Below are 24,646 nucleotides of genomic sequence, written 5' to 3'. Positions count from 1 at the left end.
GAATTCCCAGCCTTAGGCATATCTGCCGAGGCTAGTGGGCATATTCATACGCACTGTTAACAGGGTTGCGCACACCTGTCGTAGAATTACGATTGATTGCCGGTTGAAGTGGAAAAAAACTGTCGTGCCTGCAAGGCACCCCAAGTGTTTAGGCCGTTAAGTCTTCATCAACCACGCAGCAAATGCACAAGTCTTAAGCCGTTAACTTCGCCGTGTGCGCGGCAATGACCTGCTCTTCATCGGTCTTGACCAGCAGAACATCGACCGGACTTGTGTCAGGGGAAAGCCTGGTCGCATTATTGCGGTTTTCCACCTCATCGATCTCGGTGCCGAGCCACGCAAGGCGCTGGCAGACGGCGGTTCGAATCTCGGGGGCGTTCTCGCCCACCCCGCCCGTGAACACCAGCGTATCGATGCCCTGCAGCGTGTTTGTCATGGCTGCAACCTCACGAGCGATGCGAAACGTGAACAACTGGATCGCCTCTGCAGCGTCTTTGCGATCGCTTTCCACTAGCTCTTGCACGTCACCGGAAAGGCCCGAGACGCCCTTGAGTCCACTTTCCCGGTAAAGCGCCTCTTCGAGTTCTGCGACATTCATACCGTCGTGCCGGAGCATATAGAGAAGGATACCGGGGTCGATCGCTCCTGGCCGTGTGCTCATTACCAGCCCATCGAGCGCGCTGAAGCCCATCGTTGTATCGCAGCTCCGTCCCTTCGTAATGGCGCAAAGGCTGGCGCCACTGCCGAGGTGAGCCACCACCATCCGCCGTTCATGCTGTTCCGGTAGTTGGCTAACGATGCTTTCGTAGGACAGGCCATGAAAGCCGTAGCGCCTTAGCCCTTTTTCCTCCCATGCGCGCGGTATGCCATAGCGACTGACGGGCGGGGTGAGGTGGTGATGAAACGAGGTATCGAAGCAGGCGACCTGCTGCGCTCTTGGACAAATCGCGCTCGCCGCATCGATCAGCGCAAGCGCCGGGGGCTGATGCAAGGGGGCGAGCGGCGTCAGTCGGTCGATCGCGGTACGCACGTCCGGTGTGATGACTGCGGGCCCGGCAAAGTCGGGACCGCCGTGAACGACGCGATGGCCGATTGAACAGGGCACTGGCGCGTCAAAAGTGTCTGCCAACCATGCGATAAGCTCTTCAAGGCGGGCTCCGTCATCGGCGCGCAACGGCAAGCTCACATTCTGTGTGCCTTTGACGGAGCGGGCCGAGATCGTGACGCCGTCCTTGCCTTCCAACTGCCCGTGCGCCAGCTCTCGCGGTGCATTGCCGTGCTGAAGGCTGTAATAGCCGAATTTCAGGCTGGAAGACCCTGCGTTGAGCGCCAGTACGGTGTCGCTCACGCCTTTGCTCCCCGCCACTGCCACTCGAGAATTTCGGGCATGTCCTCGCCATGCTCTTTAATATAGGCCGTATGGCGATCGAGTTTTTCTTCCAGCGTGCGCTTCAGCTTTGCGCCGACCTCGCCCTGATCCGGCATCCACTTCAGCGCCGCCAGTGCCAGGTGAAAGCGGTCGATCTCGTTTAGCACTGCCATATCGAAAGGCGTCGTCGTCGTGCCCTCTTCGCGATAGCCGTGCACGTGCAGATTGGCGTGGTTGTGCCTCTTATAGGCGAGCCGATGGATCAGATAAGGATAGCCATGGTGCGCAAAGACGATTGGCCGATCCGTGGTGAACAGCTGGTCGAAATCTCTGTCAGACAGGCCATGCGGGTGACTATATTCCGGCTGTAGGGACATTAGATCCACCACGTTGACGACGCGGATCTTCAGCTTAGGTAGCGCCTCGCGCAGCAATTGCACGGCTGCCAGCGTTTCGAGGGTCGGCACGTCACCGGCGCAGGCCATGACGATATCGGGTTCTTCATCCTCAGCAACTGAACCGGCCCAATCCCACGCCCCGGCGCCGACGCGGCAATGCCGCTCGGTTTCTTCAAGGTTCATCCATTGCGGGGAGGGCTGTTTACCGGCGACAATGACATTCACCCTATCTGTCGTTTGAAGACAGTGCGCGCTCACCCAGAGCAGGGAGTTGGCATCTGGCGGCAGGTAGATGCGGACGATATCGGCCTTCTTGTTGGCGACGTGATCGAGAAATCCCGGATCCTGATGCGAGAAGCCGTTGTGGTCCTGCCGCCAGACGTGAGAGGTCAGGAGGTAATTGAGCGATGCAACCGGCTTGCGCCACTCGAGCCCCTGCGAAACCTTCAGCCATTTGGCGTGTTGGTTGAACATCGAGTCGATGATGTGAATAAAGGCTTCATAGCACGCGAACCAGCCGTGACGGCCGCTGAGGAGATAGCCTTCAAGCCACCCCTGGCACAAATGCTCACTCAGCACTTCCATCACGCGGCCATCATGAGCCAGGTGATCGTCATACGGCTCGATCGGCTCCATCCAGACGCGGTCAGTCTCTTCAAACACGGCATCAAGGCGGTTGGAGGTTGTCTCGTCCGGCCCCATCAGCCGGAAATTGCGCGCTTCGGCGTTCAGCCGCATCACCTCAGCCAGATACTTGCCGAGCGTGCGCGTTGCCTCGCCTGTCGTTTCTCCCGGTCCTGAGACATCGAGCGCAAACTGGTGGATTTCGGGCAGTTTCAGCTCGGCTTTGACGCCGCCATTGGTGTGTGGGCTTAGTCCCATCAGTCGTGACTTGTCCGGCACCAGCTTCAGGATATCGGGCATCGGCCGGCCGGATGGATCGAACAGCTCTTCGGGCCGGTAGCTGCGCATCCACTCCTCAAGGAGCTTTCGATGCTCACCATTCTCGCGTACTTTGCCGATCGGTACCTGATGCGCCCGCCAGAATCCCTCGAGCTTTTTGCCATCGATCTGCTTCGGGGCAGTCCAGCCCTTGGGCGAGCGCAGGACGATCATCGGCCAGCGTGGCCGTTCATTCACAACGCCCTCACGCGCCGCTTTCTGGATCTCATGGATGCGCGCCACGGACCTGTCGAGCGTCTCCGCCATCGCCCTATGCATCGGAGCATGGTCCTCACCTTCGACAAAGAACGCCTCCCAGCCGAACCCGGAGAACATGTCCCTCAGTTGCTGGTCATCGAAGCGAGCTAATATCGTCGGGTTTGCAATCTTGTAGCCATTGAGGTGAAGGATCGGCAGCACCGCGCCATCGTGCTCAGGATTGAGGAACGTGTTGCTGTGCCAGGACGTGGCGAGCGCCCCTGTTTCCGCTTCCCCGTCTCCCACAACGCACGCCGCAATTAGGTCGGGATTGTCGAACACTGCGCCAAAGGCGTGAGCAAGCGAGTAGCCGAGTTCTCCACCCTCATGCATTGATCCCGGCGTTTCGGGCGCCGCGTGGCTCGGCACGCCACCGGGAAACGAGAACTGGCGGAATAGCGTCTGCATGCCTTCGCGCGTTCTCGGGACGTGGGGGTAGATTTCGCTGTAGCTGCCCTCAAGCCAAGTGTTGGCCAACATCCCCGGTCCACCGTGGCCGGGACCGCAGACATAGATCATCTCCAGATCATTCTTGGTGATGATGCGGTTGAGGTGAGTATAGATGAAGTTGAGACCGGGAGTGGTTCCCCAGTGTCCGAGAAGGCGCGGCTTGATGTGTTCGGGCTCGAGCGGCCTGTCGAGCAACGGATTATCCATCAGATAGATCTGCCCAACGCTCAGATAGTTGGCAGCACGCCAGTAGCGTTCGAGCACGTCCATCTCATCATTTGTCAGGCTGGCTGTGTCTATCTGCGCGTTGCTCATCGTTGCTGGCTCCTGTCCGCTTCAGGGACCAATCGTCTCAGCGCGAGGATCGGTTCCAGCTGTAACCGGGGCTAGAGACCTGGCAGCGCAGCCCTCATCACCTCAGCCAGTTGAGCCGCTACCTCGGCTGTATAGGCTGCATCGCGCTGTCGACGATCCCACGCGAGCACCCTACGTGCCACGATAGTCGCAGGACGGCCGCCGAGAACGATCACCTCATCTGCAAGTTGCGCTGCTTCCACGAGGTCATGGGTGACCATCAGCGTCGTGGTCGGCCGGCGCGACCAGACGCTCATCAAGGTCTCGCGCAGGCGCATCGCAGTTTCCTGGTCAAGCGAGGCGAAAGGCTCATCGAGCAGGAGCAGATCGGGCGCCACGGCGAAGGCGCGGGCCAGCGCAGCGCGCCGGGCCTGCCCAAGCGACAGTTCACCAGGAAAGTTCCGCCCCTTGCCCGCGAGCCCGACCCTGTCGATCAGCGAGCCAATGTCGACGCGCTCTTTGTTGGAACCAAGAGCAAGCCTTATATTGTCCTCGACGCTGCGCCAAGGAAGCAGGCGTGGCTCCTGAAAGACGGCGGCGACACGCCCGGAGGGCACCACGATGCTGCCATCGTCCAGAGTTTCGAGCCCTAGGACAAGGCGTAGCAGGGTAGTCTTGCCGCAGCCGGATGGTCCGGTGAGGCAAATCAGCCGGCCGGTGTCGACGCGAAACGTGACCCTCGCGAGCACGTCGACCTTTTTTTCGCCATGCCCGAGCGCCTGGGAGTTTATCTCAACCTTAAGCATTCACGGTTCGCCAGCGCCGAGCGTGCCGTTCGAACGGTTGCAGCAATAGGCCATCGATCGCGAGCATCACCAGAACGAATGCCAGCGCGTAGGCGAGGATTCCGGCGACGTCGAACATCTGAAAATATAGATGCACCTGAAATCCTATGCCGTTTGAGCGGCCCAAAAGCTCCACCACCAATACGATCTTCCAGATCAGCGCGATGCCGGAGCGTGCCGCCGCTGCGTAATAGGGCTGCAGCTGTGGCAGCACGACGTGACGCAGGCGCGCCACCCACGAGAATCGAAAGACCTTGGCCATTTCCGAGTAGAGCGGGTCGAGGGCGCGCGTTCCCTCCCGCAGCGTTGCCGCGACCATCGGAATCTTGTTGACGGCCACTGCGCCGATCGCCGCGGCTTCGGTCAGTCCGAACCAGATATAGGATAATACGATCACCACCAGCGCCGGCAGATTGAGCGCAACGATCAGCCAGGGCAGGAAGAAGCGATCGAGCCGGGCGCGCGCACCGAGCGCCATGCCGATCGCGCCGCCTATGGCCATTGCAAGTACGAACGCAAAGGCAACACGCATCAGCGTCATCGAGAGATGAAACGGCAGGTCGCCATCGGCGGTTTCCGCCAGCATGACCGTAAGCACTGCGCCGGGACTTGGCAGGTAGCGCTGGTCTACGAGAGTTGAGACTATCGCCCAAACGAGCACCAAGGCCGAGAACGACGCCACGAACCAGCCGAGGCGAGCAAGCGGCTCAGCGCGCACCTGCAAGACCCCAGTAGGTCTCGGGGTCGAAAACTCTTGCCCCGCCCACGAGATCCTCGCCACCGATCTGTGCGAGAATCTCATAAAGCAGCGCCGCATCCTGGCGATCTTGCGCCCCGCCCCTGCGTGGGATGCCGTCGCGATAACTGTCGCGTAGCGCCAGGAGCGTTTCACCCTCGTCGCGGATCACACCTGTCTCTTGCAGGCGGCGCCATTCGTCGTCATCGCTCGCAAGCAATTGTTTGGCCGCAGTGGTTGCAGCGATAAAACCCTGGATTGCCTCCGGATTGTCTCTGGCCCAATCACGGCGAAACACATAGCCGAGCATCGACACATTGCCCTTCGCGCCCAGGGCGTATGCCACGTCCTGTGTCCCGATCAGCTCGCGGAACCCCTCGGCCTCAAGCCGGGCCGCGTAGTGCCAGAACGTTAGTACCGCATCCAGCCGATCGGCCTTCAGCATTTCGGACAGCAGCGGCGGCGCCCCGTAGGAGATTTCGTTGGCTTCAGCGAGATCACGGTCAAACCGTTCGGAAGCAAGGCCCTGGAGCAGCAACCAGCTCTTGTCGAGAGGTCCGCCGGCAACGCCGAGGCGCTGGCCGGTCAGGTCCTCGATGTCCTCGAGCGGCGAATCCTGTGGCACCATGAGTGCCGCAGCCGAAGTGGAATAAGGCGTCAGAACGAAGTCTTCACCTTCGCTGCGCATCCGCGAGACCCAAAGCCAGTCGGAGACGATCACGTCGACAGCGCCGGTCTTGAGCGCAATCGCCGTCGCATCTTCGCCCGCGAACGGTACGATCTCGAGCGCGATGTCATGAGCGGCATCCAGCTCGTAGTCTTTCACCGTCGCAAGCTCCCACGCAACGGTGCCGTATTCGAGGATGCCGACGCGCACTTCGGGAACTTTGGATTCCTGAGCCAGAACCAGCTGCAAGCTGGACGCTAGCACAATTGCTGCAATGGCGAGACGGACCATGTCGGCTCCTGTTGGGCGGGCGGCTTCAAGCTATGAACAGCGATGCAGGGGCCGTCAACCGAGGTCGGCCCGTGCTCGTGCCCAACGATCTACCTAGACGTATTTGCGCCAGTTGTGCTCCTCCTTGAAGCCCAACACTTCTCGCGCCTTGCGGTTCGAAAGCGGCGCCTCGTACTCGCCCATCTCACGCGTGATCGGCGTGTTCGGTGCGTACTTGGCCAGGAAGTCCTTGGTCGGGATATCCGCCGTGATCGTATCGTTCACCGCATTGAACACCGTGAACCCGAGCCCATCTTTCTTGACGCACAGATCAACGATCTGGCCGAGATCACGCGCATCGATATAGCTCCAGGCGTTGCGCTTGCGCGTTTCCGGATGCGCTACAAAGCCGGGGAAGCGGTCATATTCATGCGGCTCGATGACGTTGCCGATCCTGAGGGCATAGATGTCGGCACCGGTGCGCATGGCAAAGGCGCGGGCGGTCTTTTCGTTGACCACCTTGCTCAGCCCGTAGCTGTCCATCGGATCGATGTCGTAGTCTTCCTCGAGGGGGAACTGGTGGTAATCCTTGTCACCCTCGGCGAAACAGACACCGTAGGTGGTCTCGCTTGAAGCGATGATCACTTTGCGGATGCCAAGCTTCACCGCCGCCTCGATAACGTTGTAGGTCGATACCGTATTGATCCGGAACGTTTCGTTGTCCGGTCGCCGGAAGATTGCCGGAATCGCGGCGAAATGAACGACCGCATCGATCGGCGCCGGGCCATTGCCAGTCTTCAGGCCCTCCGCGCTGAAATGCATCGACAGCGCGTCGAAAGCCTGCCCGCTATCGGTCAGATCGGTTATCAGCGTGTTAACACGTTTGTCAGGGTGTGGTGCCATGTCGAGATTGAGGATCTCGTGTCCCTGGTCGAGCAGGTAGGGCACGACGTGGCGGCCGGCTTTACCGCTGCCGCCGGTGAAAACAATGCGTTTGCTCATGAGAGTTCCTAATGGTCCCAGTGGGGGCATGCGCGCCGTTGATCAGCCGCATTCCCTTGTCGAGTGCCTCGATGCGGGTAATTTCCGCATCACTCAAAGTGATGTTGCCAGCCGCAAAATTGCTGGCGATCCGCTCTTTCTTGCTGGAAGAGGGGATGATGATCAGTCCCTTCGCCACCAGATAGGCCAATGCGATCTGATCGCTGCCGGCGTTGTGGGTCGCCGCTATGTCTTTGAGCACCGCGTCCCCAAGAACCTTGCCACGCGCCAGCGGCGCATAGGCCGTCACGGGGATGTTCAGCCCCTGGCAGTAGTCGACGATCGGCAGGTTCTGCAAATAGACGTGGCACTCCACCTGGTTGGTGGCGATATGCCGATCGCCAAGGAGTTGCAGGGTCTCGTCGATGTGCATCCTGGTGAAATTGGAAACACCGATGCGCTTGGCCAGGCCGGCGTCGTAGATCTCAGCCAACTGGCTGACATAGGTCTCCAGTGGATATTGATCTTGCGGCGATGGCCAGTGCAGGAGAAGCAGGTCAACCGCCTCGACGCCGAGCTTGTCGAGACTCTCGCGGACAGAGGGCATCATGGCCCCCGGCCCGAAATTGTCGGGCTTGACCTTCGTGGTCACGAAGATGTCGTTCCGTGGGATCGCGCTGTCGCGAATGCCGCGTCCGACATCCGCCTCGTTGTCATAGCCTTGCGCCGTGTCGATGTGCCGATACCCCGCTTCCAGCGCCCAAAGAACGCCGTTGCGCGCATCCTCACCCAGCAATTGCCAGGTGCCGTAGCCTATCTGAGGAATATCACCGACCGTTTTCACCGTCATATCGCGCCTCGCTACTGTTAAAAGCCGGTAACGGCGAAGGACTGGTAGGGGGCCTCGAGTGTTGCGATCTCGTTTTCGCTCAGCTTGAGATCAGCGGCAGCGATTGCGTCTTCGAGGTGCCCCATCTTGGAGATGCCGACGATCGGGGAGGTCACTTCCGGTTTTGCCAGAACCCAGGCCATCGCGATCTGCGCCATCGGTACGCCGCGCTCCTTGGCAACCTGCTCAACAGCTTCCACAACTGCTTTATCGTTGCCGCGCGGCTGCTCGTACATGGTCTTGTTGTGCCGATCGGTCGAGACGCGCTTGGTCTCGGTACCCCATGGACGGGTCAGCTTACCGCCCCCCAGTGGACTCCATGGCAGCACGGCAATGCCCTCTTCACGGCACAGCGGCAGCATCTCACGCTCTTCCTCGCGGTAAACCAGGTTCACCTGGTTCTGCATCGAGACGAACTTGCTCCAGCCGTTGAGTTCGGCTGCGTGCTGCAGTTTTGAGAACTGCCAGGCGAACATCGATGAGGCGCCGATATAGCGGGCCTTGCCGGCGCGCACGACATCGTTGAGCGCTTCCATCGTCTCTTCGACCGGAGTGTTGGGATCGAACCGGTGAATCTGGTAGAGATCGACATAGTCCGTGCCGAGGCGGCGAAGGCTGTTGTCGATCTCGCTCATGATCGCGCCGCGCGACAGGCCCTGTCCATTGGGGCCCGGCCGCATCCGACCGAAAACCTTGGTGGCGAGGACGATCTCTTCGCGCGGGGCCAGATCCTTGATAACCTGGCCGGTAATTTCTTCACTGCTGCCGGCAGCGTAGACATTGGCCGTATCGAAGAAATTGATACCAGCCTCCCAGGCGCGCTCGAACATCGGCTTTGCCTCTTCAAGTCCGAGCACCCAGGGACGCTCGTCGGTGACCTTGCCAAACGACATGCAGCCGAAGCAGATCCTGCTGACCTGAAGGCCGGTCCGGCCCAATCTCGTGATATCCATGTATTGTCCTCCGCTGTAGCGGCTGCGTCTCCGCCCCCGCTGGTGCAAGTCTTGAATGCTGATGAGTGTTGATGCCGCGCGTCGACATTATGAGGTGTTCGCGAGTGAGCCTGCGCCGGTTTTCTTCATCGTTCAAATAGAATATATCGATCGGATTGATCGATGAGCGAGAATAGTCCGATGGAATTGCGCCAGCTCGAATATTTCATTGCCGCCGCAAAGGCCGAGCATTTCACGCGTGCCGCGCGCCGCCTGAATATCGTTCAGTCGGCCCTCTCAAGCGCCATCCGCAGCCTCGAGGAGGAGTTGGGAACGCCTCTATTCGTGCGCACCACCCGCCAGGTGCGGCTGACTGCGGCAGGCCGGACCTTGCTGGAAAAGGCAGAGGCGGTCACGGAGGCAGTGCGCGAGGCGCGCGAGGCCGTAACCGCCATCGCCGAGGCACGCGCCGGAAAACTCAGCCTCGGCACGGTGCAGGGTCTGCCGGCCTTCCTCGATCTGCCGGCCCTCCTTGCCTCGTTCCATGAACGTCACCCACAGGTCGAGGTACGGCTGATACAGGCCGGCTCAGCGCACCTGCTGGAAAAGCTGCGGGCAGGCAAGCTCGATCTGGCGTTTCTTCCCGTATTCGAGCCGCCCTCGGACATCGCAACCACGATCATCGCCTGCGAAGAACTGGTGGTGGTCTGTGCGCCCGAGCATCCCCTTGCACACCGCCAATCAGTGCCGCCACGCGATCTGGCCACGGCGCCGTTTGTCGAGTTTGAATCGGACTGGGGCACCCGCCGGCTTGCGGACGAAGCCTTTGCCAGCGCCGGAATCGATCGGCACATAGCGTTCGAAGTCAGCGACCTCTCGACCATGCTGGAACTCGTCACCCGCGGCCTCGGCATTGCGCTGGTACCAGAATCGGTGGCGGCAAACCGCGCAAATGATCTGGCGCAGTGCCGGCTTGCGGGACCAGAGGCGTGCTGGGAGCTTGTCGTCGCGACGCGCACATCGGCTCGTCAGGAAGCTTTGGTGGGCCGCTTCCTCGACCTTCTCGGGGGCATCAGAGATAATCATGAACTTGAGCAGGACGAGGCGCGCGTGGCCTCCTGAGGGTCGCGCGCCTGCTTTGCCTCAGCGATCCTTGAGGAACTGATTCCAGTCGATCTTGAGGTTATCGTCTTCCTCGCCGACGAAGCTGTTTTCAGGGATTTCCATGCGTTTGGCCTGAGCCGCGCTTGCCTTGGCGTGCGCCTGCGCAAGCGTCGTCAGTACCGAGATATTGCTCATGGAGAACAACTGGCCGAAAGCCAGCGCCAATCCGCCCGCATCGCGCAGCTCAACCATAGCCTCGGGCTCAAGGGCGTTGAGCTTGGATTCGCTGATCCGTCCGACGCCCGCGATGGATTTCTCCGCTTCGCCGTCTTTCACCTTCAAAGGCCAGGTCTCGATCAACTCATGGCGCTGCAGGGCGTCGACCGCGCGTGCACATGCGTCGCCACTGCGTTTCGTCTTGATGAGGAAATCGAGAACCTTCTGGGTCTCTTCCGCCGGCTTGCCCTCTTCATTAAAGAACGAAACGCCGTCTTCGCCGACGCCGAGATCGGTGACGAGACCGCTCGATTCATCGACAACCATCGCATAATTGTCCTGCTTGTCGGTACGTCCAAGCCGGAACGGATAGGCGCGCAGGCTCGCCGGCACGTAAAGCCCCAGCCAGCGCCCATCAGGCGCGACAAACAGGTTTTGCCCAGGCAACAGACCTAGAAGAGCGACGAGCGTTTGCCGCCCTTCGGATTCGAGGAATGCCAAAGGCAGGGAGCGAACAGCCTGGCTCAGTTCAGCGGCGGCAATCGGGACCACGTTGGTCTTGGCGGCGAAGCTGTAGCCGCGTGAACGATTCCACTTCTTGTTGGCGTGGCGTTCACGGGTGACGAGCTGCAGAGGCTGATCCATCCGGTATCCTCGTTTGCTTGTGGTTTAAGGTTTTCGATAACGGCGCAGAGTGGCGAGGGCAAGGCCAGCGGGGTCAGTTAAGAACCCAGCTTGACTGGTCTTCCGCCAGCCAATCCTCGGAATAGGACAGCGTCCAGTCGGCCTCCTGGGCGCGTTTGGTCAAAGCGTCGACGAAAAGGTGCATCGCCCTGCGGCTGATCTCCGCAATCGCCAGAGGGCGCTCTCCGGCGCGGAACTTCAACTCGAAATGGGTCCGGTGCGTTGATACGTCGATATCACTGACCAGCGCGATCTGCGGCTGGCTCTCATGTGCTTCTGCAGTATCGTCGTCCGATGGTTCGGCACTTGTCCGGGGCTTTGCCTGGCGTTCCTGTTCCTCCTGAAGCGCCTGCTGGTGCTCCATGAGAATGACGTCGTTTCGCAGTTCCTCGGGCGCCGATGTGACCGTCGGGCTCGAACGCTTGAGGATGGCGCCAAGCCCGTTGATCAGCCTGCCGGTCATGCGTCGCGTCAGCAGCAGGATAACCCGCTCGCCGTCGGCATCCCGCACCCCGAGCGCAATGCGATCCTCGCCGGGATTATAGACGAGAGAAAGCTTGGATACGGTAATCGGCAGCGTCATGCGTACTCTTCGCCCTCAGTTGATGACCGCCGGGGCGGCGTTTGTATCGACCCTTTCTGAAGAGCCGCTGATGTCGAGAAACTCCTCAATCAGCGCACGAAGCGCCTGATCGTTCCCCTCGCCGACCAGGATGCCGATCTGTTCCAACAGCGGATCGAGCTGTGTTTCCCGCGCGCCGAGACGCTTGGCCTTGAAGATCTTCGGGTGCTGCGTGGCTGCCGCCGAGGCCGGATCGTAGTAAAGGCTTTCCGAGAGCTTTTCTCCCGGCCGGATGCCGGTTTCGCGGATTTCAATATCCCCCGTCGGGTTGTCCTCGCTCCTGACGCTCAATCCCGCCAGTCGCACCATATTTTCTGCAAGATCGCGAATGGCCACCGGCTCGCCCATATCAAGCAGGAAAATCTCGCCGCCATCAGAAAGCGCTGCGGCCTGAACGATCAGTTCGGCGGCTTCGCTGATCGCCATGAAGTAGCGCGTCATACGGTGGTCTGTCAGGGTAATCGGCCCGCCCTTGGCGATCTGCTCTTTGAACAGCGGCACCACGGAGCCGGTGGAGCCAAGAACATTTCCGAAGCGGACCGCGAGGAAACGCTGCGGCTTGCCGTCGGCCTCGCTGCGGTCGGACAATTTGCGTATGATCAGTTCGCTGATCCGCTTGGTCGCCCCCATGATGCTCGATGGCCGGACGGCCTTGTCGGTCGAGATCAGCACGAACCGCTCGACGCCGGCCTCCAATGCGGCTTCAGCGACAATCTTTGTGCCGAGCACATTGTTGCGCACACCTTCCACCACATTCGCCTCAACGAGCGGTACGTGCTTGTAGGCCGCGGCGTGAAATACCACCTCGACCGGCCATTGCGCGAAGATGCCGGCAATGCGCTTGGCATCGATCACGGACCCCAGAAGCGGGATGATCTCGAGGTCTGGCATCAGCCCACGCAGCTTGCGGTCGATCTCGTAAAGCGCGAACTCGCTGGCCTCGAGGATGATAAGGACCTTCGGCCCATTGGTCGCAACCAGCCTTGCGAGCTGCGAGCCGATCGACCCGCCTGCACCTGTTATCAGAATCGTCTTGCCGGCAACGACCGTCTGCATCAGCGCCGGGTCGGGGGCGACATGCGAACGACCGAGGAGATCCTCGATATCGATCTCTTTCAGCTGGCTGATGGTATATTTGCCGGCGGCAAGGTCGCTGATCGAGGGCAGAGTGCTCAGCCGCACCGGAAGCTCCGCAAGGCGCGTCGAAATTTCCAACCGCCGCTGCGAACTGGCAGACGGGATGGAAAGAATAATGTCAGTGATGTCGAAATTGGCGATCAGCTGCGCCAAATCCTCAGCGCGGTAGACCCGGCGTCCCACCAGGTCCTGGCCGCGAAGGCTCAGGTCATCATCGACAAATCCGACAACCGATCTGTCACCGGCAGCGTCGAGTGCAATGGCAAGCTGCGTGCCGGAGCGGCCCGCTCCATAGATCAGCGCGCGGCGCTGTCCCGCCGCCGGCACAGGGCCGGCAAAAAAGGCTTTTGCTGCAAAGCGGCTGCCAGCAATCACCACGGTGCCGAGCGCCCAGTAGATGACTGGTATGGAGCGTGGCACACCCTCCGCGCCGGACATTTCGGCGAGAAAAATCAGCGCCATCCAGCCAATCGCAGCGGCGCTCATCGCCTTCAGGACGGTCCACAGCGCCTTATCCGGCAGATAGCGCAGGATGGCGCGGTAAAGGCCGAGCCGCACGAAGAACGGAATGGCCAGCACCGGTGCCAGCAGCATGAAGAACAACTGCCAGCCATTTGGCTGAAACAGCGTGCCAAGCCGCAGCGAATACGCGCACCACACCACCAGCAGCAGCGCCAGGCAATCGAACGCGACCTGCAGCATGCGCTTTTGCGGGCGCGTCAGGCGCTCGAAAAAGCTACGGATTCGATCAACCATTCTCGTCCTGTCCCGCTCCGCCCAAAATAGCGATCGCTATGCCAGTACCGTATAGTAGCGCCACGAGCCAAAGGCCGACGCTCTCGAACTGTCCTACGGCATAGGCGCAGGGCAGAACAATGCCGACATTGATCGCAGTCGCCGTCAGCGTCACCGGGCGGGCGCCGCCCCAGCGCCGCGAAAGTCGCTGATAAAAATGGCTGCGATGTGCAGCGGCCGGTGAATGACCACGCAGAAGCCGACGGGCCAGCGTGACGCTGGCATCGATGACAAACACCGATGCCAGTGCGAGGCACTGGCCGAGAGAAAGCCACTCAGCCGCAAGAGCGCACAGCGCCAGCGCCGCGAGACCGAGCGCCAGGAACAGGCTTCCGGCGTCTCCCATGAAAATTGTCGCCGGTGGCCAGTTGAACAGCAAGAAGCCGAGCGTCGACAAGGCGATCACCGCAAAGCCGAAGAACAGCGGCTGGGCATAGGCCTCCGGCACTTGCAGCCACGCCAGAATCATGGCGCCGCCCGCCATGAAGAGAGCCTGACTTGCCGCCAGACCATCGATGCCGTCCATGAAATTAAAGAGGTTTACCCACCACAAGAGCACCGGTAATGCCGCCGCGAGCACGATGAGTAAGGAGAGGGAGCCGAAAACCTCAGTTGGAATTGCCGGCACCAGCATAGCCGCGACCAAAGCGCATGCGCCGAACTGAATCACGAGCCTGAGGCGCGCGGAGAGCGGGGAGCGATCGTCCATGAACCCGAGTACCGCCAGCGCTCCACATGCAACGCATAGCACCGCCGCCTGTTGAAAACCGATTGCCCACAATATTCCCCATCCGCAAAGGCTGCCGGCAGCGATGCCAACGCCACCGCCGGTCGGCGTGGGCGCCTTGTGCGATGAGCGTTCGTTGACGCTTGCGATCATCTTCAGGGCCACGGCATGCCGGCGTACCAGCAGCACCGATGCGATGCTGACCAGCAGGGCAAGTCCACAGGCGAGAAGCGCGGTCTGCACGACGTACTCCTGCCGTCAGGCTCGCCCGAACACGTCCTCGATGCGCACGATGTCATCCTCGCCGAGATAGGCGCCAGTCTGGACCTCGATCAACTCGAGCAGAATCTTGCCGGGATTGGCCAGCCTGTGCGTGCACCCCAGAGGCAGGTAGATCGATTCGTTTTCGGTGAGCATCGTCACGTCGCCATCGATCGTCACCTCGGCAGTCCCGCGCACCACAATCCAGTGCTCCGCCCGATGATGATGGCGCTGCAAGGACAGCTGCATGCCGGGTTTGACGAACAGCCGCTTTACCTGGAAGCGCTCGCCCGAAAGGATGGAAGAATATCCGCCCCAGGGCCGATAGGCCGTCTTGTGAATCTCGGTCAGCGCCTGCGTGTTCGGGTTTGCGCGCAGCGTCTTGACCAGAGGCCCGACCTTTTGCGCCTCGCTCAGCTTGCCGACATAAACGGCGTCTTCGCTGGCGATCACAGCAACATCGTCAAGACCCTCGACCACGACATGCGCCTTGTCGGTGACGACCAGCATGTTGCTGGAATTGGAAAGCGTTGCCTCGCCACGGCTGACATTTCCGGCTTCGTCTTTATCCCCGAGTTTCCACACTGCGTCCCAGGCACCGAGATCCGACCACGCGAAACTCACCGGCACGACTGCCGCATGCTCGGTCTTTTCGAACACCGCATAGTCGACCGAAATGTTGGGAGCCTTGGAGAACGGCTCCTCGGCAAGCCGGACAAAATCGAGATCGACGCGTGAGTCTTCGACAGAGCCCAGCGCTGCCGCGTAGGTGTCCGGCGATAGCCGCTGGCACTCATCGAGAAACACTGAGGCCTTGATCATGAACATGCCGGAGTTCCAGGTGAATCCGCCTTCCGCAAGCATCGCCTCGGCGCGTTCCAAATCCGGCTTTTCGATGAAGCGCGCAACCTGATACACCCCGGCGCCGATCGAAGCGCCATTCTGGATATAGCCGTACCCTGTCTCCGGCCGCGTCGCCGTGATGCCGAAGGTCACCAGGTGTCCGGCGCGGGCCGTTGCCGCAGCCATTTCGACAGCCTGCCAATAACTCTCATCCGCATCGACTGCGTGATCCGACGGCAAGACATGCAGCACCGCTTCAGGCCCGGCCTCGCGCATGGCGTAAGCTGCGGCCGCGGCAATTGCCACGGCGGTATTGCGTGCGACCGGCTCGAGGATGGTGCCCATCAAGTCTTGGCCGAGTTCCAGCGCCTGCTCGGCGACAATGAACCGGTAGTCGCTATTGGTCAGCACCAGTGCCGGCGTATAGCGCCCCTTATCGGCAACGCGCTGCAGCGTTTGCTGAAACAGCGTTGTCGGCCCGGTCAGCTCGATAAATTGTTTTGGCCGCGCCGAACGGGACATCGGCCACAGCCTCGTGCCCTGTCCGCCCGCAAGTATCACCGGAACAATCGGATCGCTCACCGTTCACACCACCCTTTTAATTCTGTTCATGCTCAAGCACCGCCGCGCGCGCCGTTGCAAGGCCCCACATAAGCAGATCATCCGCTTCCTGCTGGCTGCCGCTTTCTGTGTAGCAGCGCAATTCCGGTGCATTGCCCGAGGCGCGAAAATGCACGATGTCACCGCTCGCAAGACGCAGGCGCACACCATCCGTCATATCCATATCGGCGACTGGCCCCCGCGCGCCGACCATGGTGCGCATGGCCTCCGGATCGGCGGTGAGTTTAGCCAGCCAGGCACTGCTTGCTGCTGACGGAATCTGCTGCAAACGGTCGCTCGCCGTGTACCGCGATGGCAGCGACGCCACGATGTCCGCCAGCGATTGGTTGCGTTGCCGCGACAGGCTCAGCACTGCAATGATTGGCAGAAGCGCATCACGCGTCGGCAGGGCAGAGAAATCGCTTGTGTCGGAGCCGAGCAGCACCCCGCCATTGGCCTCGAAACCGACAACAGGCGCCAGGGCTTCGCCGGCCGCGAGTTGCATGCCGCCAATGACAAAGGGTGACCCGACACGTGTTCTGTGAACGCTCTTGAACAGGCCAGAAGCCTCGATCGCGGTGCTCGAGGTCACGGGTGTAACCACTGCTTCAGCGCCGAGCCGCTGCGCCGTCAGAAGCCCGACGATATCGCCGCGCAGAAACCGCCCGGTTGCGTCCGAGATCAGCGGCCGGTCGGCATCGCCATCGGTCGAAACGATGGCATCGAGTGCCTGTTTCTCGGCAAAGGCCTGTGCGAGCGCGGTGTCTTCAGCGCGCAGTGCTTCGGTATCGACCGGAACGAAGCTATCGGCGCGTGCCATTGGCAGGCAGGTAGCCCCCAAAGCCTCGAGCACCGTGACCATCAGATCGCGCGCAACAGAAGAGTGCTGATATACGCCGACCGTAAGGCCCGCGAGCGACCACGTTGAGTTAAGGCCCGAATAGCGCTGTGCATAGCGGTCGAGCGCCGCGCCATCGGCTTGGGGAAGATCGACACTTGCCGGTTCCGACTCATGGGTTGCCAGCGATGCCGTGATGCCCGCCTCATCGGCCTTTGTGATCTCGCCTTGCGGCAGATAGAACTTCAGGCCGTTGCGGTCATCCGGGATATGGCTGCCCGTCACCATGATCGCCGGCAGGCTTCGGGTTTGCGCTTCAAGCGCCAGGGCAGGGGTCGGCAGCGTCCCGCAATTGATGCTTGCAACCCCAACGCGCGCCAGCCCCTGCGCGCAGGCGCGAGCAATCTGCGGACTGCTGGCGCGTAAATCCTGCCCGATCAGGACCGCCTCGTGCAGCGAACCTGTCGCCTGTTGGAGATGTGCGACGAATGCCTCGGCATAGGCCGCACAGGTCGCATCGCTCAACTCCGTCACGAGCCCGCGCAATCCACTGGTGCCGAATTTGAGGCTGCCCGTCACGCCTTGGCCTTCCCAAGCTTGGTTTCAGTGGCGACACTAATCCTTGATCGGTCTTCCAATGACAAGCGCTCTACCGCCAAAAAAACACTGGCTTTGGCGGTTTGCGGCGCGTGTTGCCATGCTGCGGCAAGCCCGATAGACAGGGCCAGCTTCGAGACTGGACCGCGCGCATGGACAACAGCACCACCCCGAACCGATCCGAACAGGCTGACGCGCCGAATACCGGCGCCGGGGCGGGACTGAAGGTCGAAGAAATCCTGGCGCGCGTTCGTGCCGAACTCGACTCTGAGCCGCCGGCCCGTCGTGATCCGGTGGCCGCCGGGGTCAAGCGCAGTCCGCGCGCCGATGCGATCGTCATGCCGGCCCTGCCGGATCCGGATGCGGAGCCTGCACCAGAGGCAGGCCGCAAATCTTACAAGCTCGATGATTTCACCGGCCTCGACGAGCGCAATTTCATGCGCGCTGCCTACCGCGTGGTTCTGGGCCGCGAAATGGACAAGACCGGCGAAGCGCACTACCTCGCCGGCCTTCGCTCGGGTCGGCTGAGCATGGTGAACATCCTCGGCGCGCTGCGCTGGTCAGCCGAGGGACGTGCGCGTGGCGTGCAGATCGATGGGCTTTTGCCCGCCTATGTGCTGCAACGGCTTCGCAGCATCCGCGTCGTCGGTCGGGTTCTCGCGCCGTTCGTCGAATTGCTGATGCTGTCGCAGACCATGCGCCAGATGAATCAGCGCATTGCTGCCGCCAATCTGCGCCATCGCGATCTGGTCGAGCACCTGGTGTCGACGCACTCCGCAATGCGGCGCAGCCTGATGAAGTTCGATGCTGATATCGCCCAGCTCGACAAGGATACCAGCGCCACGCGCGGACTGGTCGATGGTGGGGCAAAGCTCGAGATTGCTGCTGCGCGTCAAGAGATGCTCGAGCAGGCAAGGGCACTGTCTCGCGCGATTGCCGAAGTCGGCGAGGCGAAGCCTGAAACTGCCGCACTCTCCCCAGCCGCCGATGCACATGCGCTCGATAGTCTCTATGTCGCGTTCGAGAACAAGTTCCGCGGTTCGACGGACGAGATCGCCAAACGCGTTCGGCGCTATGTGCCGATGTTTACCGGGCTTGCGCCTGTCGCCGCCGGCGAGGTTGTGCTCGATATCGGCTGCGGGCGTGGCGAGTGGCTGAGCGTCCTCACCGAGGCCAATGTGCGCACCCGCGGGCTGGATCTCAATGTTGCGATGGTCGAGGAAGCGCGTCAGCGCGGACACGACGTGGTGGCCGGAGACGCCATCGCGTACCTGCAGCAGCAACCGGGCGAGAGCCTCGCTGGCGTCACCGGCTTTCACATCGTCGAGCATCTGAGCTTTTCGCAGCTGGTCGCTCTTCTCGATGCGGCCTATGCCGCGCTCAAGCCGGGCGGCGCTATTCTGTTCGAAACGCCCAACCCGGAAAACCTCGTGGTTGGCGCGTGCACCTTCAATTACGATCCGACGCACAACAAGCCCTTGCCGCCGGATCTGCTCCGCTTCCTCGCAGAAGCGCGTGGGTTCGAAGCCGGGCGGATCGTCCGCAACGAGAACGATTGCCAACTCGATCGGCCTGAAACCGGTTTTGCGCCGACCGAGGTCAATGACTGGTTCCGCCAGCCTGCCGATTATGCGCTGTTCGCGCGCAAGCCGGACGCAGCGGGTCAGGTCTGATGCGGGTCGGCGTTGCCACTGTCTATACGCCCGGAATTTTCGGCGGCGCCGAGTTTCACGCCGAGAACCTGATCGACGCCATTCGCGACGCGGGACACATGGTCCATCGCATCGCGCTGCCGTTTCAGTATGATCCGCCCGAGGCCTCGGGCCGCGCGCTCGAACTATGCGAAAAGGTCGATTTTTCGCGCTATGGCGGCGGCCAGATCGATACGTTGATCTGTCTTAAGTTCCCCAGCTACGTCATCGGTCACCCCAACAAGCGTGTCTGGCTGCTGCACCAGCACCGCGCCGCCTATGACCTTTACGATACGATTTTCGGCTGGAAGCGCGGGCGGGCGACAACCGATGCGGTCAGAAAGCGGATCATCGCTGCCGACAATAAGGCGCTGGGTGCATTGCCAACGGTGTTCACCAATGCCGGGCGCGTTTCCGAGCGCCTCAAGCGCTATAACGACATCGACTCAACGCCGCTCTATCACCCGCCGCCGGATGCCGGGATTATCAGCTCAAAACCGGCGCTCCCGTACATCTTTGTGCCGAGCCGGCTTGAGGTCCTGAAGCGCCAGGATCTGCTGCTCAAAGCGCTGGCCCGCACCAAGCAACCGATCCAGGCGATCTTTGCCGGCGCCGGCTCAATGCAGCGCCAGTTCGAGGAATTGGCCAAGGGCCTTGAGCTGATGGACCGCGTCAAGTTTCTAGGTGCCATCCCGCGCGCCGAAATGCTCGAACTGTACGCCAACGCGGCGGCGGTGTTCTTCGGCCCTGTCGACGAAGATTACGGCTACATCACCCTCGAGGCCATGCTGGCGCACAAACCGGTCATCACCTGCACCGATTCAGGCGGACCGCTTGAATTCGTCATCGATGGGGAAACCGGTGTCATCAGCGAACCGCAGCCGGCAGACTTGGCCGATGCGCTCGACAGGCTGATGGCGGATCCTGCTCGCGCTGCCGAGATGGGCGAGAATGGCTATCAGCGCTATCGTGCGCTCGATATCTCCTGGAACAATGTCGTTGAGACGCTGCTGGCACCGCAGCCGGCGCTCGCCACAGCAGCGGGCGCACCATGAAGATCGCCATTGTCATCCCGCACCCGGTGCCGCTGGCCCTTGGTGGCGCCGAGAACCTGTGGTGGGGCCTCCAAAAGCACCTGCACGAGAATACCGAGCATTCGTGCGACATCGTCTCGTTGATCTCGCCGGAAGGCTCGTTCTGGGAATTGATTGATTCCTATGAGGCGTTCGCCGAACTCGATCTCAGCGCCTACGATCTGGTGATTTCCGGCAAGTATCCGGCCTGGATGGTCGAGCATCCCAATCATGTTGTTTACCTGCTGCACCGACTGCGTGGGCTCTATGACACCTATCGCGGCGATCTACGCGTGCCCGAGCATCTTGGCAGCAAGCCGGTGCGTAGCCTGCTCGACTGGATGGCCGAGACCGACCCCGATATCGAGCGCGTTACAGAGCTGATTGCACGCGTTAGGGCCCTTCGCGAGCGTGACCTGCCCGAAGAGCTGTTCGCCTTCCCTGGCCCCTTCATCCGCCAGATCGTTCACTATCTCGATGATGCGGCGATGGCACCGAAGCGCATTCGTCGCTACGCGGCCAACGCTGCCAACACCGCAGGGCGCGACCACTATTTCCCGGATGGGGTGCCGGTGCTGCCGCTGCACCATCCGCCGCATCGCACGGACTATTACTGCGAAGACGCCCGCTACTTTTTCACCTCCAGCCGGCTCGATGGCGCCAAGCGGTTCGATCTGATCATCGAGGCGATGCGCCATGTCGATGGCGACACTGAGTTGCTGATCGCTGGTACCGGCCCTGATGAAGAGCGGTTGAAGGCTCTCGCCGCCAACGACAAGCGCATCCGGTTTCTCGGCTATGTCGCCGATGACGAGATGCCGGGGCTTTATGCCAATGCCCTCGCTGTGCCGTTCACGCCCTATGATGAAGACTATGGCCTGATCACGGTCGAGGCGATGCTGAGCAGCAAACCGGTGGTCACGACTTCGGATGCCGGTGGCCCGTGCGAGCTCGTGCGTGACGGTGAAAACGGCTTTATCACCGCGCCAGACCCTGCCAGCATCGGCGCGCGTCTTTCAATGCTTGCGGCGGACCAGAAGCTGGCCAAACGCATGGGCGCCGCCGGGCGCGATGCAGTGGCCCACATTACCTGGGAGAACGTCGCCGAAGCGCTTCTTGAGCAGGACGATGCCATTGCGGCGCCAGCGGTGGTGCAGCGCCGACGGCCCAAGCTGACGATCGCCAACACCTTCCCCGCAGATCCGCCACGAAGCGGCGGCCAGGCGCGCGTTTTTCACCTCAACCGTCATCTGGCGCGGGTGTTCGATATCGACATCGTTGCGCTGTGCTCAGGCGATACCGCCCCATCGCGCCGGCTGATCGCCCCGGGGCTGGTGGAATACTGCGTGCCGCACAGCGAGCGGCACGTCGAAAACCTTCTGGAACTCGGCCGCCACGTTGAGGGGGCACCGATCGATGACGTCACCGCGTTCGAGTGGTGGCGGTTGACGCCGGACTATGTGCAAACCCTCGAAAGTTCGGCCTTTGCCGCCGATGCGATGATCGCCTGCCATCCGTATCTGGTTCGCGCCATCCGCCACACAGCACCCACGCGGCCGATGTGGTATGAAGCGCACAACGTTGAACTAACGCTCAAGCAAAAGATCCTTACCGGTTCTGCGGCGCCGCTGCTGCCGCTGGTCGAGAGCGCTGAGCGCGAAGCCTGGCTCACCGCCGAACGCGTCTACGCGTGTGCGGATCGTGATCTCGAAGAGTTCGCGCGCCTTTATGGTCCGACCCGGGCGCGCCAGCATCAGGTCCCCAATGGCGTTGCGCTCGAAACCATGCCGTATTTCGCGCCGGCCAAGCGCAAGCGTTTGCGCGACGCTGCCGGTTTGCCGAGCAAGGTCGTCGCACTGTTCGTTGGGAGCTGGCACGGCCCGAACGTCGAAGCACTGCAACTGATCATCGATGCCGCCGCCGACATACCGTTTGTCGATGTGATGGTGATGGGTAGCGTTTGCATGCCCTTCATGAAGCGGGAACTGCCAGCGAATATTCATCTTCTGGGCGCGGTTGATGACCAGACCCGCAACGCCCTGTTGGCCAGCGCCGATGTGGCGTTGAACCCGATGCTCTCCGGCTCCGGGACCAACCTCAAGATGCTCGATTACTTTGCGGCCGGCATTCCGGTGATCTCGACGCGGTTCGGCGCACGCGGTCTTCTGGCGCAGCCGGACACGCACTATGTCGAGATGCAGCCGGACGGTCTGGCACAGGCGATCGAGCGTTTCGCCGAGGTGGATCGAGAAGCATGCGAGGTAACCGTCAGCGCTGCGCGTCGGCTCGTTGAAGCAGAGTACGACTGGAAGATCATCGCCGAGCGTTTTCTTCAGGAGCTCGAAGCAACCGGCTTCCCCGTGCCGCGCTAGGTGCTGATGGCTTTGTCGGCGCCGCGGACCACGTCCACTGTGGTGGGAATGTAGGTCTTCCCGTCGAACGGCTCTCCTAGGTTTACGACCGTGAAGATCATCGCCAGGTCGCGCCATTCGTAATTATCGACGAGATGGCTTTCTCCGCCCGAGAGCGCCAGCGACACCGAGTAATTGCCGGGGCCGAGATTGGCATCGAACCGGAAACCGAAGCTGAACGTCTCGCCCTCGGTGACATCGTCTATGCTCTGGTCTGCAAAGAACGTGTTGGTGCCGAACATCGTCTGGCCCAAACGGTCCTTCAGCGCAAAACCGAGCACCAGCTTTTCAAGGTCGGCATGCGCCCGCGCCGTCACCCGCAACTCGACGGGCTTGCCGACCGCCACGGTTTCGACGGCAGTGCCGTTACTGTCGTAAAGGGCGACGGACTCGATGCGTGCGCGCCGATCTCCCGAGATCGTCTGCACACGACCTGACGGATGGGCGATCGTTTCGATCTCCTCGCCTTCTTTCGCCGCGATCAGCGCATTGTAATAGTCCAGAACCTCTTCCGGCGAGCCGTCCTTCGCGACCTTCCCGGCTTCGAGCAGGATTGCGCGGTCGCAAATGCTCTGCAGCGCCGCTTTGTCGTGCGACACAAGGATCAGCGTCGTGCCCTGTTTCCGGAACGAACGGATCCGGTCGAAGCACTTGTATTGAAAGTACGCATCGCCCACCGACAGCGCTTCGTCGACGATCAGCACTTCCGGTCTAAAGGCCGTGGCGACGGCGAAGGCCAGGCGCACCTGCATACCGCTCGAATACACCCGGATCGGCTGCTCGAAATAATCGCCGAGTTCGGCAAAATCCTCGATCTCGGCGATCACGCCTTCGATCTCGGACTGATTGAATCCCATCATGCCGGCTGCCTGAAAGGCGTTCTGGCGTCCGGTGAACTCCATGTTGAAGCCCATGCCAAGCTCGAGGATGGCTGAGATCCGCCCGTTGACGGCGATGGTGCCAGTGGTCTGGCGCATCGTGCCGGTGATCAGCTTCAAAAGCGTACTTTTGCCAGCGCCGTTGCGGCCGACAATGCCGACAGCCTGTCCCGGCTCAACGGCAAAATTGATGTCGCGCAGCACCCAGCGCTCCTCGCTCGGCGCCATCGAAATTCCGCACAGGCTGAGAATGCGGTGCATCTCGCGCTTGTAGCGGCGGAAGGCCTTGCCAACACCGCTGACTGTCAAAACCGGCGCCGTCACAGCACATCCACCATTTCTGCGCTGGCCCGGCGAAACAGCATCAGCGCCAGGGCTAGCAGGCCGACCGCCAAAACACTCAGCCCCAACAGTGCCAGCGGCTGAGGCGGCAGGCCATAAAGGAACGTGCGGTGGTAACTGTCGAGCACCCAATACATCGGGTTGAGCATCAGGATCGGGCGCACGGATTCCGGCAGGATATCGACCATGTAGACGATCGGCGTCATCCAGAAGCCGAACTGCAGGGCAATGCCGACGATCTGGCCAACATCGCGCATGAAAACGTTAAGGACCCCCAGCGACAGCCCAAGGCCGGCCGCGCCTGCAGCGGTGATCAGCGTCAGGAGCGGATACCAGGCAATCGCCGGCAACGGATCATGGCCGAGCAGCACATAGGCCAGCACCACGAGGCCGAAAAACACCAGATTGTTGATGACCGATGAACCAACGACGATGATCGGCAGGACGATGCGCGGGAATGCGATCTTCTTGAGCGCTTCGGCGTTGTCGAGAAAGATGGTGACGCAGCGGTTGATCACTTCGAGGAACAGGAACCAGCCTGAGAACCCGGCGAGCAAGTACAATGAGTACGCGAACCGGTTATCGATCCCCGGCAGGCGCTGCGTCATCAGTGCCGACAGGATGAAAGCATAGATCGCCACCTGTGCCAGTGGCACCAGGATGATCCACAAGAAGCCCAGCCGGCTGCGGGCGACGCGGGAGCGAAAATCACCCTGTATGGATGCGAGAATGAAGTAGCGATATCGCCAGGCGGCACTGGCAAGTGAATTCAGCATGAAGGCTCCGCTCTGCGCGC

At 61.3% G+C, this 24,646-nt stretch carries 20 protein-coding genes; 4 read left to right on the top strand and 16 right to left on the bottom strand.

Features of this window, described 5'->3' with window-relative positions; genetic code table 11:
• Nucleotides 1-193: 193 nt before the first annotated feature.
• The 8 genes from IE127_RS15600 to IE127_RS15565 all read right to left on the bottom strand — a co-directional run bounded on the left by IE127_RS15600 (nt 194) and on the right by IE127_RS15565 (nt 9,052).
• On the bottom strand, nt 194-1,348 hold the full coding sequence (locus IE127_RS15600; RefSeq protein WP_189426626.1) for an acetate/propionate family kinase: 1,155 nt from the start codon (nt 1,346-1,348) through the stop codon (nt 194-196).
• Nucleotides 1,345-3,732 (bottom strand): phosphoketolase family protein, encoded by a 2,388-nt coding sequence (locus IE127_RS15595; protein ID WP_189426625.1) that lies wholly within the window; start codon nt 3,730-3,732, stop codon nt 1,345-1,347. The genes IE127_RS15600 and IE127_RS15595 overlap by 4 nt, the downstream gene beginning before the upstream one ends.
• Before the next feature lie 71 nt (nt 3,733-3,803).
• A complete protein-coding gene (locus tag IE127_RS15590) occupies nt 3,804-4,517 on the bottom strand; it encodes an ABC transporter ATP-binding protein (RefSeq protein ID WP_189426624.1) in 714 nt (237 codons plus the stop codon).
• Nucleotides 4,510-5,274: an ABC transporter permease gene (locus tag IE127_RS15585; protein WP_244640227.1), complete on the bottom strand. Its 765-nt coding sequence runs from the start codon at nt 5,272-5,274 to the stop codon at nt 4,510-4,512. The genes IE127_RS15590 and IE127_RS15585 overlap by 8 nt, the downstream gene beginning before the upstream one ends.
• The gene (locus IE127_RS15580; protein WP_189426622.1) at nt 5,264-6,250 is read right to left on the bottom strand and encodes an ABC transporter substrate-binding protein; all 987 of its coding nucleotides are present in this window, start codon (nt 6,248-6,250) and stop codon (nt 5,264-5,266) included. The genes IE127_RS15585 and IE127_RS15580 overlap by 11 nt, the downstream gene beginning before the upstream one ends.
• Nucleotides 6,251-6,343: 93 nt before the next feature.
• Nucleotides 6,344-7,231 carry an NAD-dependent epimerase/dehydratase family protein gene (locus tag IE127_RS15575; RefSeq protein WP_189426621.1) on the bottom strand — a complete coding sequence of 296 codons (888 nt, stop codon included), beginning with the start codon at nt 7,229-7,231 and terminating at the stop codon, nt 6,344-6,346.
• On the bottom strand, nt 7,194-8,060 hold the full coding sequence (locus IE127_RS15570) for an aldo/keto reductase (protein WP_189426620.1): 867 nt from the start codon (nt 8,058-8,060) through the stop codon (nt 7,194-7,196). The genes IE127_RS15575 and IE127_RS15570 overlap by 38 nt, the downstream gene beginning before the upstream one ends.
• A 17-nt stretch (nt 8,061-8,077) precedes the next feature.
• Complete coding sequence (locus IE127_RS15565) at nt 8,078-9,052, bottom strand: aldo/keto reductase (RefSeq protein WP_189426619.1); 975 nt, start codon at nt 9,050-9,052, stop codon at nt 8,078-8,080.
• A 162-nt stretch (nt 9,053-9,214) separates the two neighbouring features.
• Between IE127_RS15565 and IE127_RS15560 the strand changes: the two genes are divergently transcribed.
• Nucleotides 9,215-10,153, top strand: a complete 939-nt coding sequence (locus tag IE127_RS15560; RefSeq protein WP_244640225.1) for a LysR family transcriptional regulator — start codon at nt 9,215-9,217, stop codon at nt 10,151-10,153.
• A gap of 21 nt (nt 10,154-10,174) precedes the next feature.
• On the opposite strand, the gene IE127_RS15555 is transcribed toward IE127_RS15560, so the two are convergent.
• The 6 genes from IE127_RS15555 to IE127_RS15530 all read right to left on the bottom strand — a co-directional run bounded on the left by IE127_RS15555 (nt 10,175) and on the right by IE127_RS15530 (nt 17,437).
• Nucleotides 10,175-10,996, bottom strand: coding sequence for a SapC family protein (locus IE127_RS15555; RefSeq protein ID WP_189426618.1), 822 nt, complete (start codon nt 10,994-10,996; stop codon nt 10,175-10,177).
• A 73-nt stretch (nt 10,997-11,069) separates the two neighbouring features.
• Complete coding sequence (locus IE127_RS15550; protein ID WP_189426617.1) at nt 11,070-11,618, bottom strand: hypothetical protein; 549 nt, start codon at nt 11,616-11,618, stop codon at nt 11,070-11,072.
• 15 nt (nt 11,619-11,633) lie between these two features.
• On the bottom strand, nt 11,634-13,550 hold the full coding sequence (locus IE127_RS15545; protein WP_189426616.1) for a polysaccharide biosynthesis protein: 1,917 nt from the start codon (nt 13,548-13,550) through the stop codon (nt 11,634-11,636).
• Nucleotides 13,543-14,559 (bottom strand): MraY family glycosyltransferase, encoded by a 1,017-nt coding sequence (locus tag IE127_RS15540; RefSeq protein WP_189426615.1) that lies wholly within the window; start codon nt 14,557-14,559, stop codon nt 13,543-13,545. Before IE127_RS15540 ends, IE127_RS15545 begins: the two co-directional genes overlap by 8 nt.
• 15 nt (nt 14,560-14,574) lie before the next feature.
• Nucleotides 14,575-16,002 carry a mannose-1-phosphate guanylyltransferase/mannose-6-phosphate isomerase gene (locus tag IE127_RS15535; RefSeq protein ID WP_189426614.1) on the bottom strand — a complete coding sequence of 476 codons (1,428 nt, stop codon included), beginning with the start codon at nt 16,000-16,002 and terminating at the stop codon, nt 14,575-14,577.
• 16 nt (nt 16,003-16,018) lie between these two features.
• A complete protein-coding gene (locus IE127_RS15530; protein ID WP_189426613.1) occupies nt 16,019-17,437 on the bottom strand; it encodes a phosphomannomutase in 1,419 nt (472 codons plus the stop codon).
• Between the two features lie 170 nt (nt 17,438-17,607).
• On the opposite strand from IE127_RS15530, the gene IE127_RS15525 reads away from it, so the two are divergent.
• The 3 genes from IE127_RS15525 to IE127_RS15515 are packed head-to-tail and all read left to right on the top strand — an operon-like array spanning nt 17,608 to nt 22,591.
• Nucleotides 17,608-19,128: a class I SAM-dependent methyltransferase gene (locus IE127_RS15525; RefSeq protein WP_189426612.1), complete on the top strand. Its 1,521-nt coding sequence runs from the start codon at nt 17,608-17,610 to the stop codon at nt 19,126-19,128.
• Nucleotides 19,128-20,201 (top strand): glycosyltransferase family 4 protein, encoded by a 1,074-nt coding sequence (locus IE127_RS15520; RefSeq protein WP_189426611.1) that lies wholly within the window; start codon nt 19,128-19,130, stop codon nt 20,199-20,201. The genes IE127_RS15525 and IE127_RS15520 overlap by 1 nt, the downstream gene beginning before the upstream one ends.
• On the top strand, nt 20,198-22,591 hold the full coding sequence (locus IE127_RS15515) for a glycosyltransferase family 4 protein (RefSeq protein ID WP_189426610.1): 2,394 nt from the start codon (nt 20,198-20,200) through the stop codon (nt 22,589-22,591). The genes IE127_RS15520 and IE127_RS15515 overlap by 4 nt, the downstream gene beginning before the upstream one ends.
• On the opposite strand, the gene IE127_RS15510 is transcribed toward IE127_RS15515, so the two are convergent.
• Entirely contained in the window at nt 22,588-23,832 is a 1,245-nt protein-coding gene (locus tag IE127_RS15510; protein ID WP_244640224.1) for an ABC transporter ATP-binding protein, read from the bottom strand. The genes IE127_RS15515 and IE127_RS15510 overlap by 4 nt on opposite strands.
• Nucleotides 23,829-24,626: an ABC transporter permease gene (locus IE127_RS15505; RefSeq protein ID WP_189426609.1), complete on the bottom strand. Its 798-nt coding sequence runs from the start codon at nt 24,624-24,626 to the stop codon at nt 23,829-23,831. The genes IE127_RS15510 and IE127_RS15505 overlap by 4 nt, the downstream gene beginning before the upstream one ends.
• Nucleotides 24,627-24,646: the final 20 nt, after the last annotated feature.

It is taken from the genome of Devosia pacifica (genome assembly GCF_014652635.1).
GTDB lineage: Bacteria > Pseudomonadota > Alphaproteobacteria > Rhizobiales > Devosiaceae > Devosia > Devosia pacifica.
This window is presented reverse-complemented; position numbering and strand designations above follow the sequence as displayed.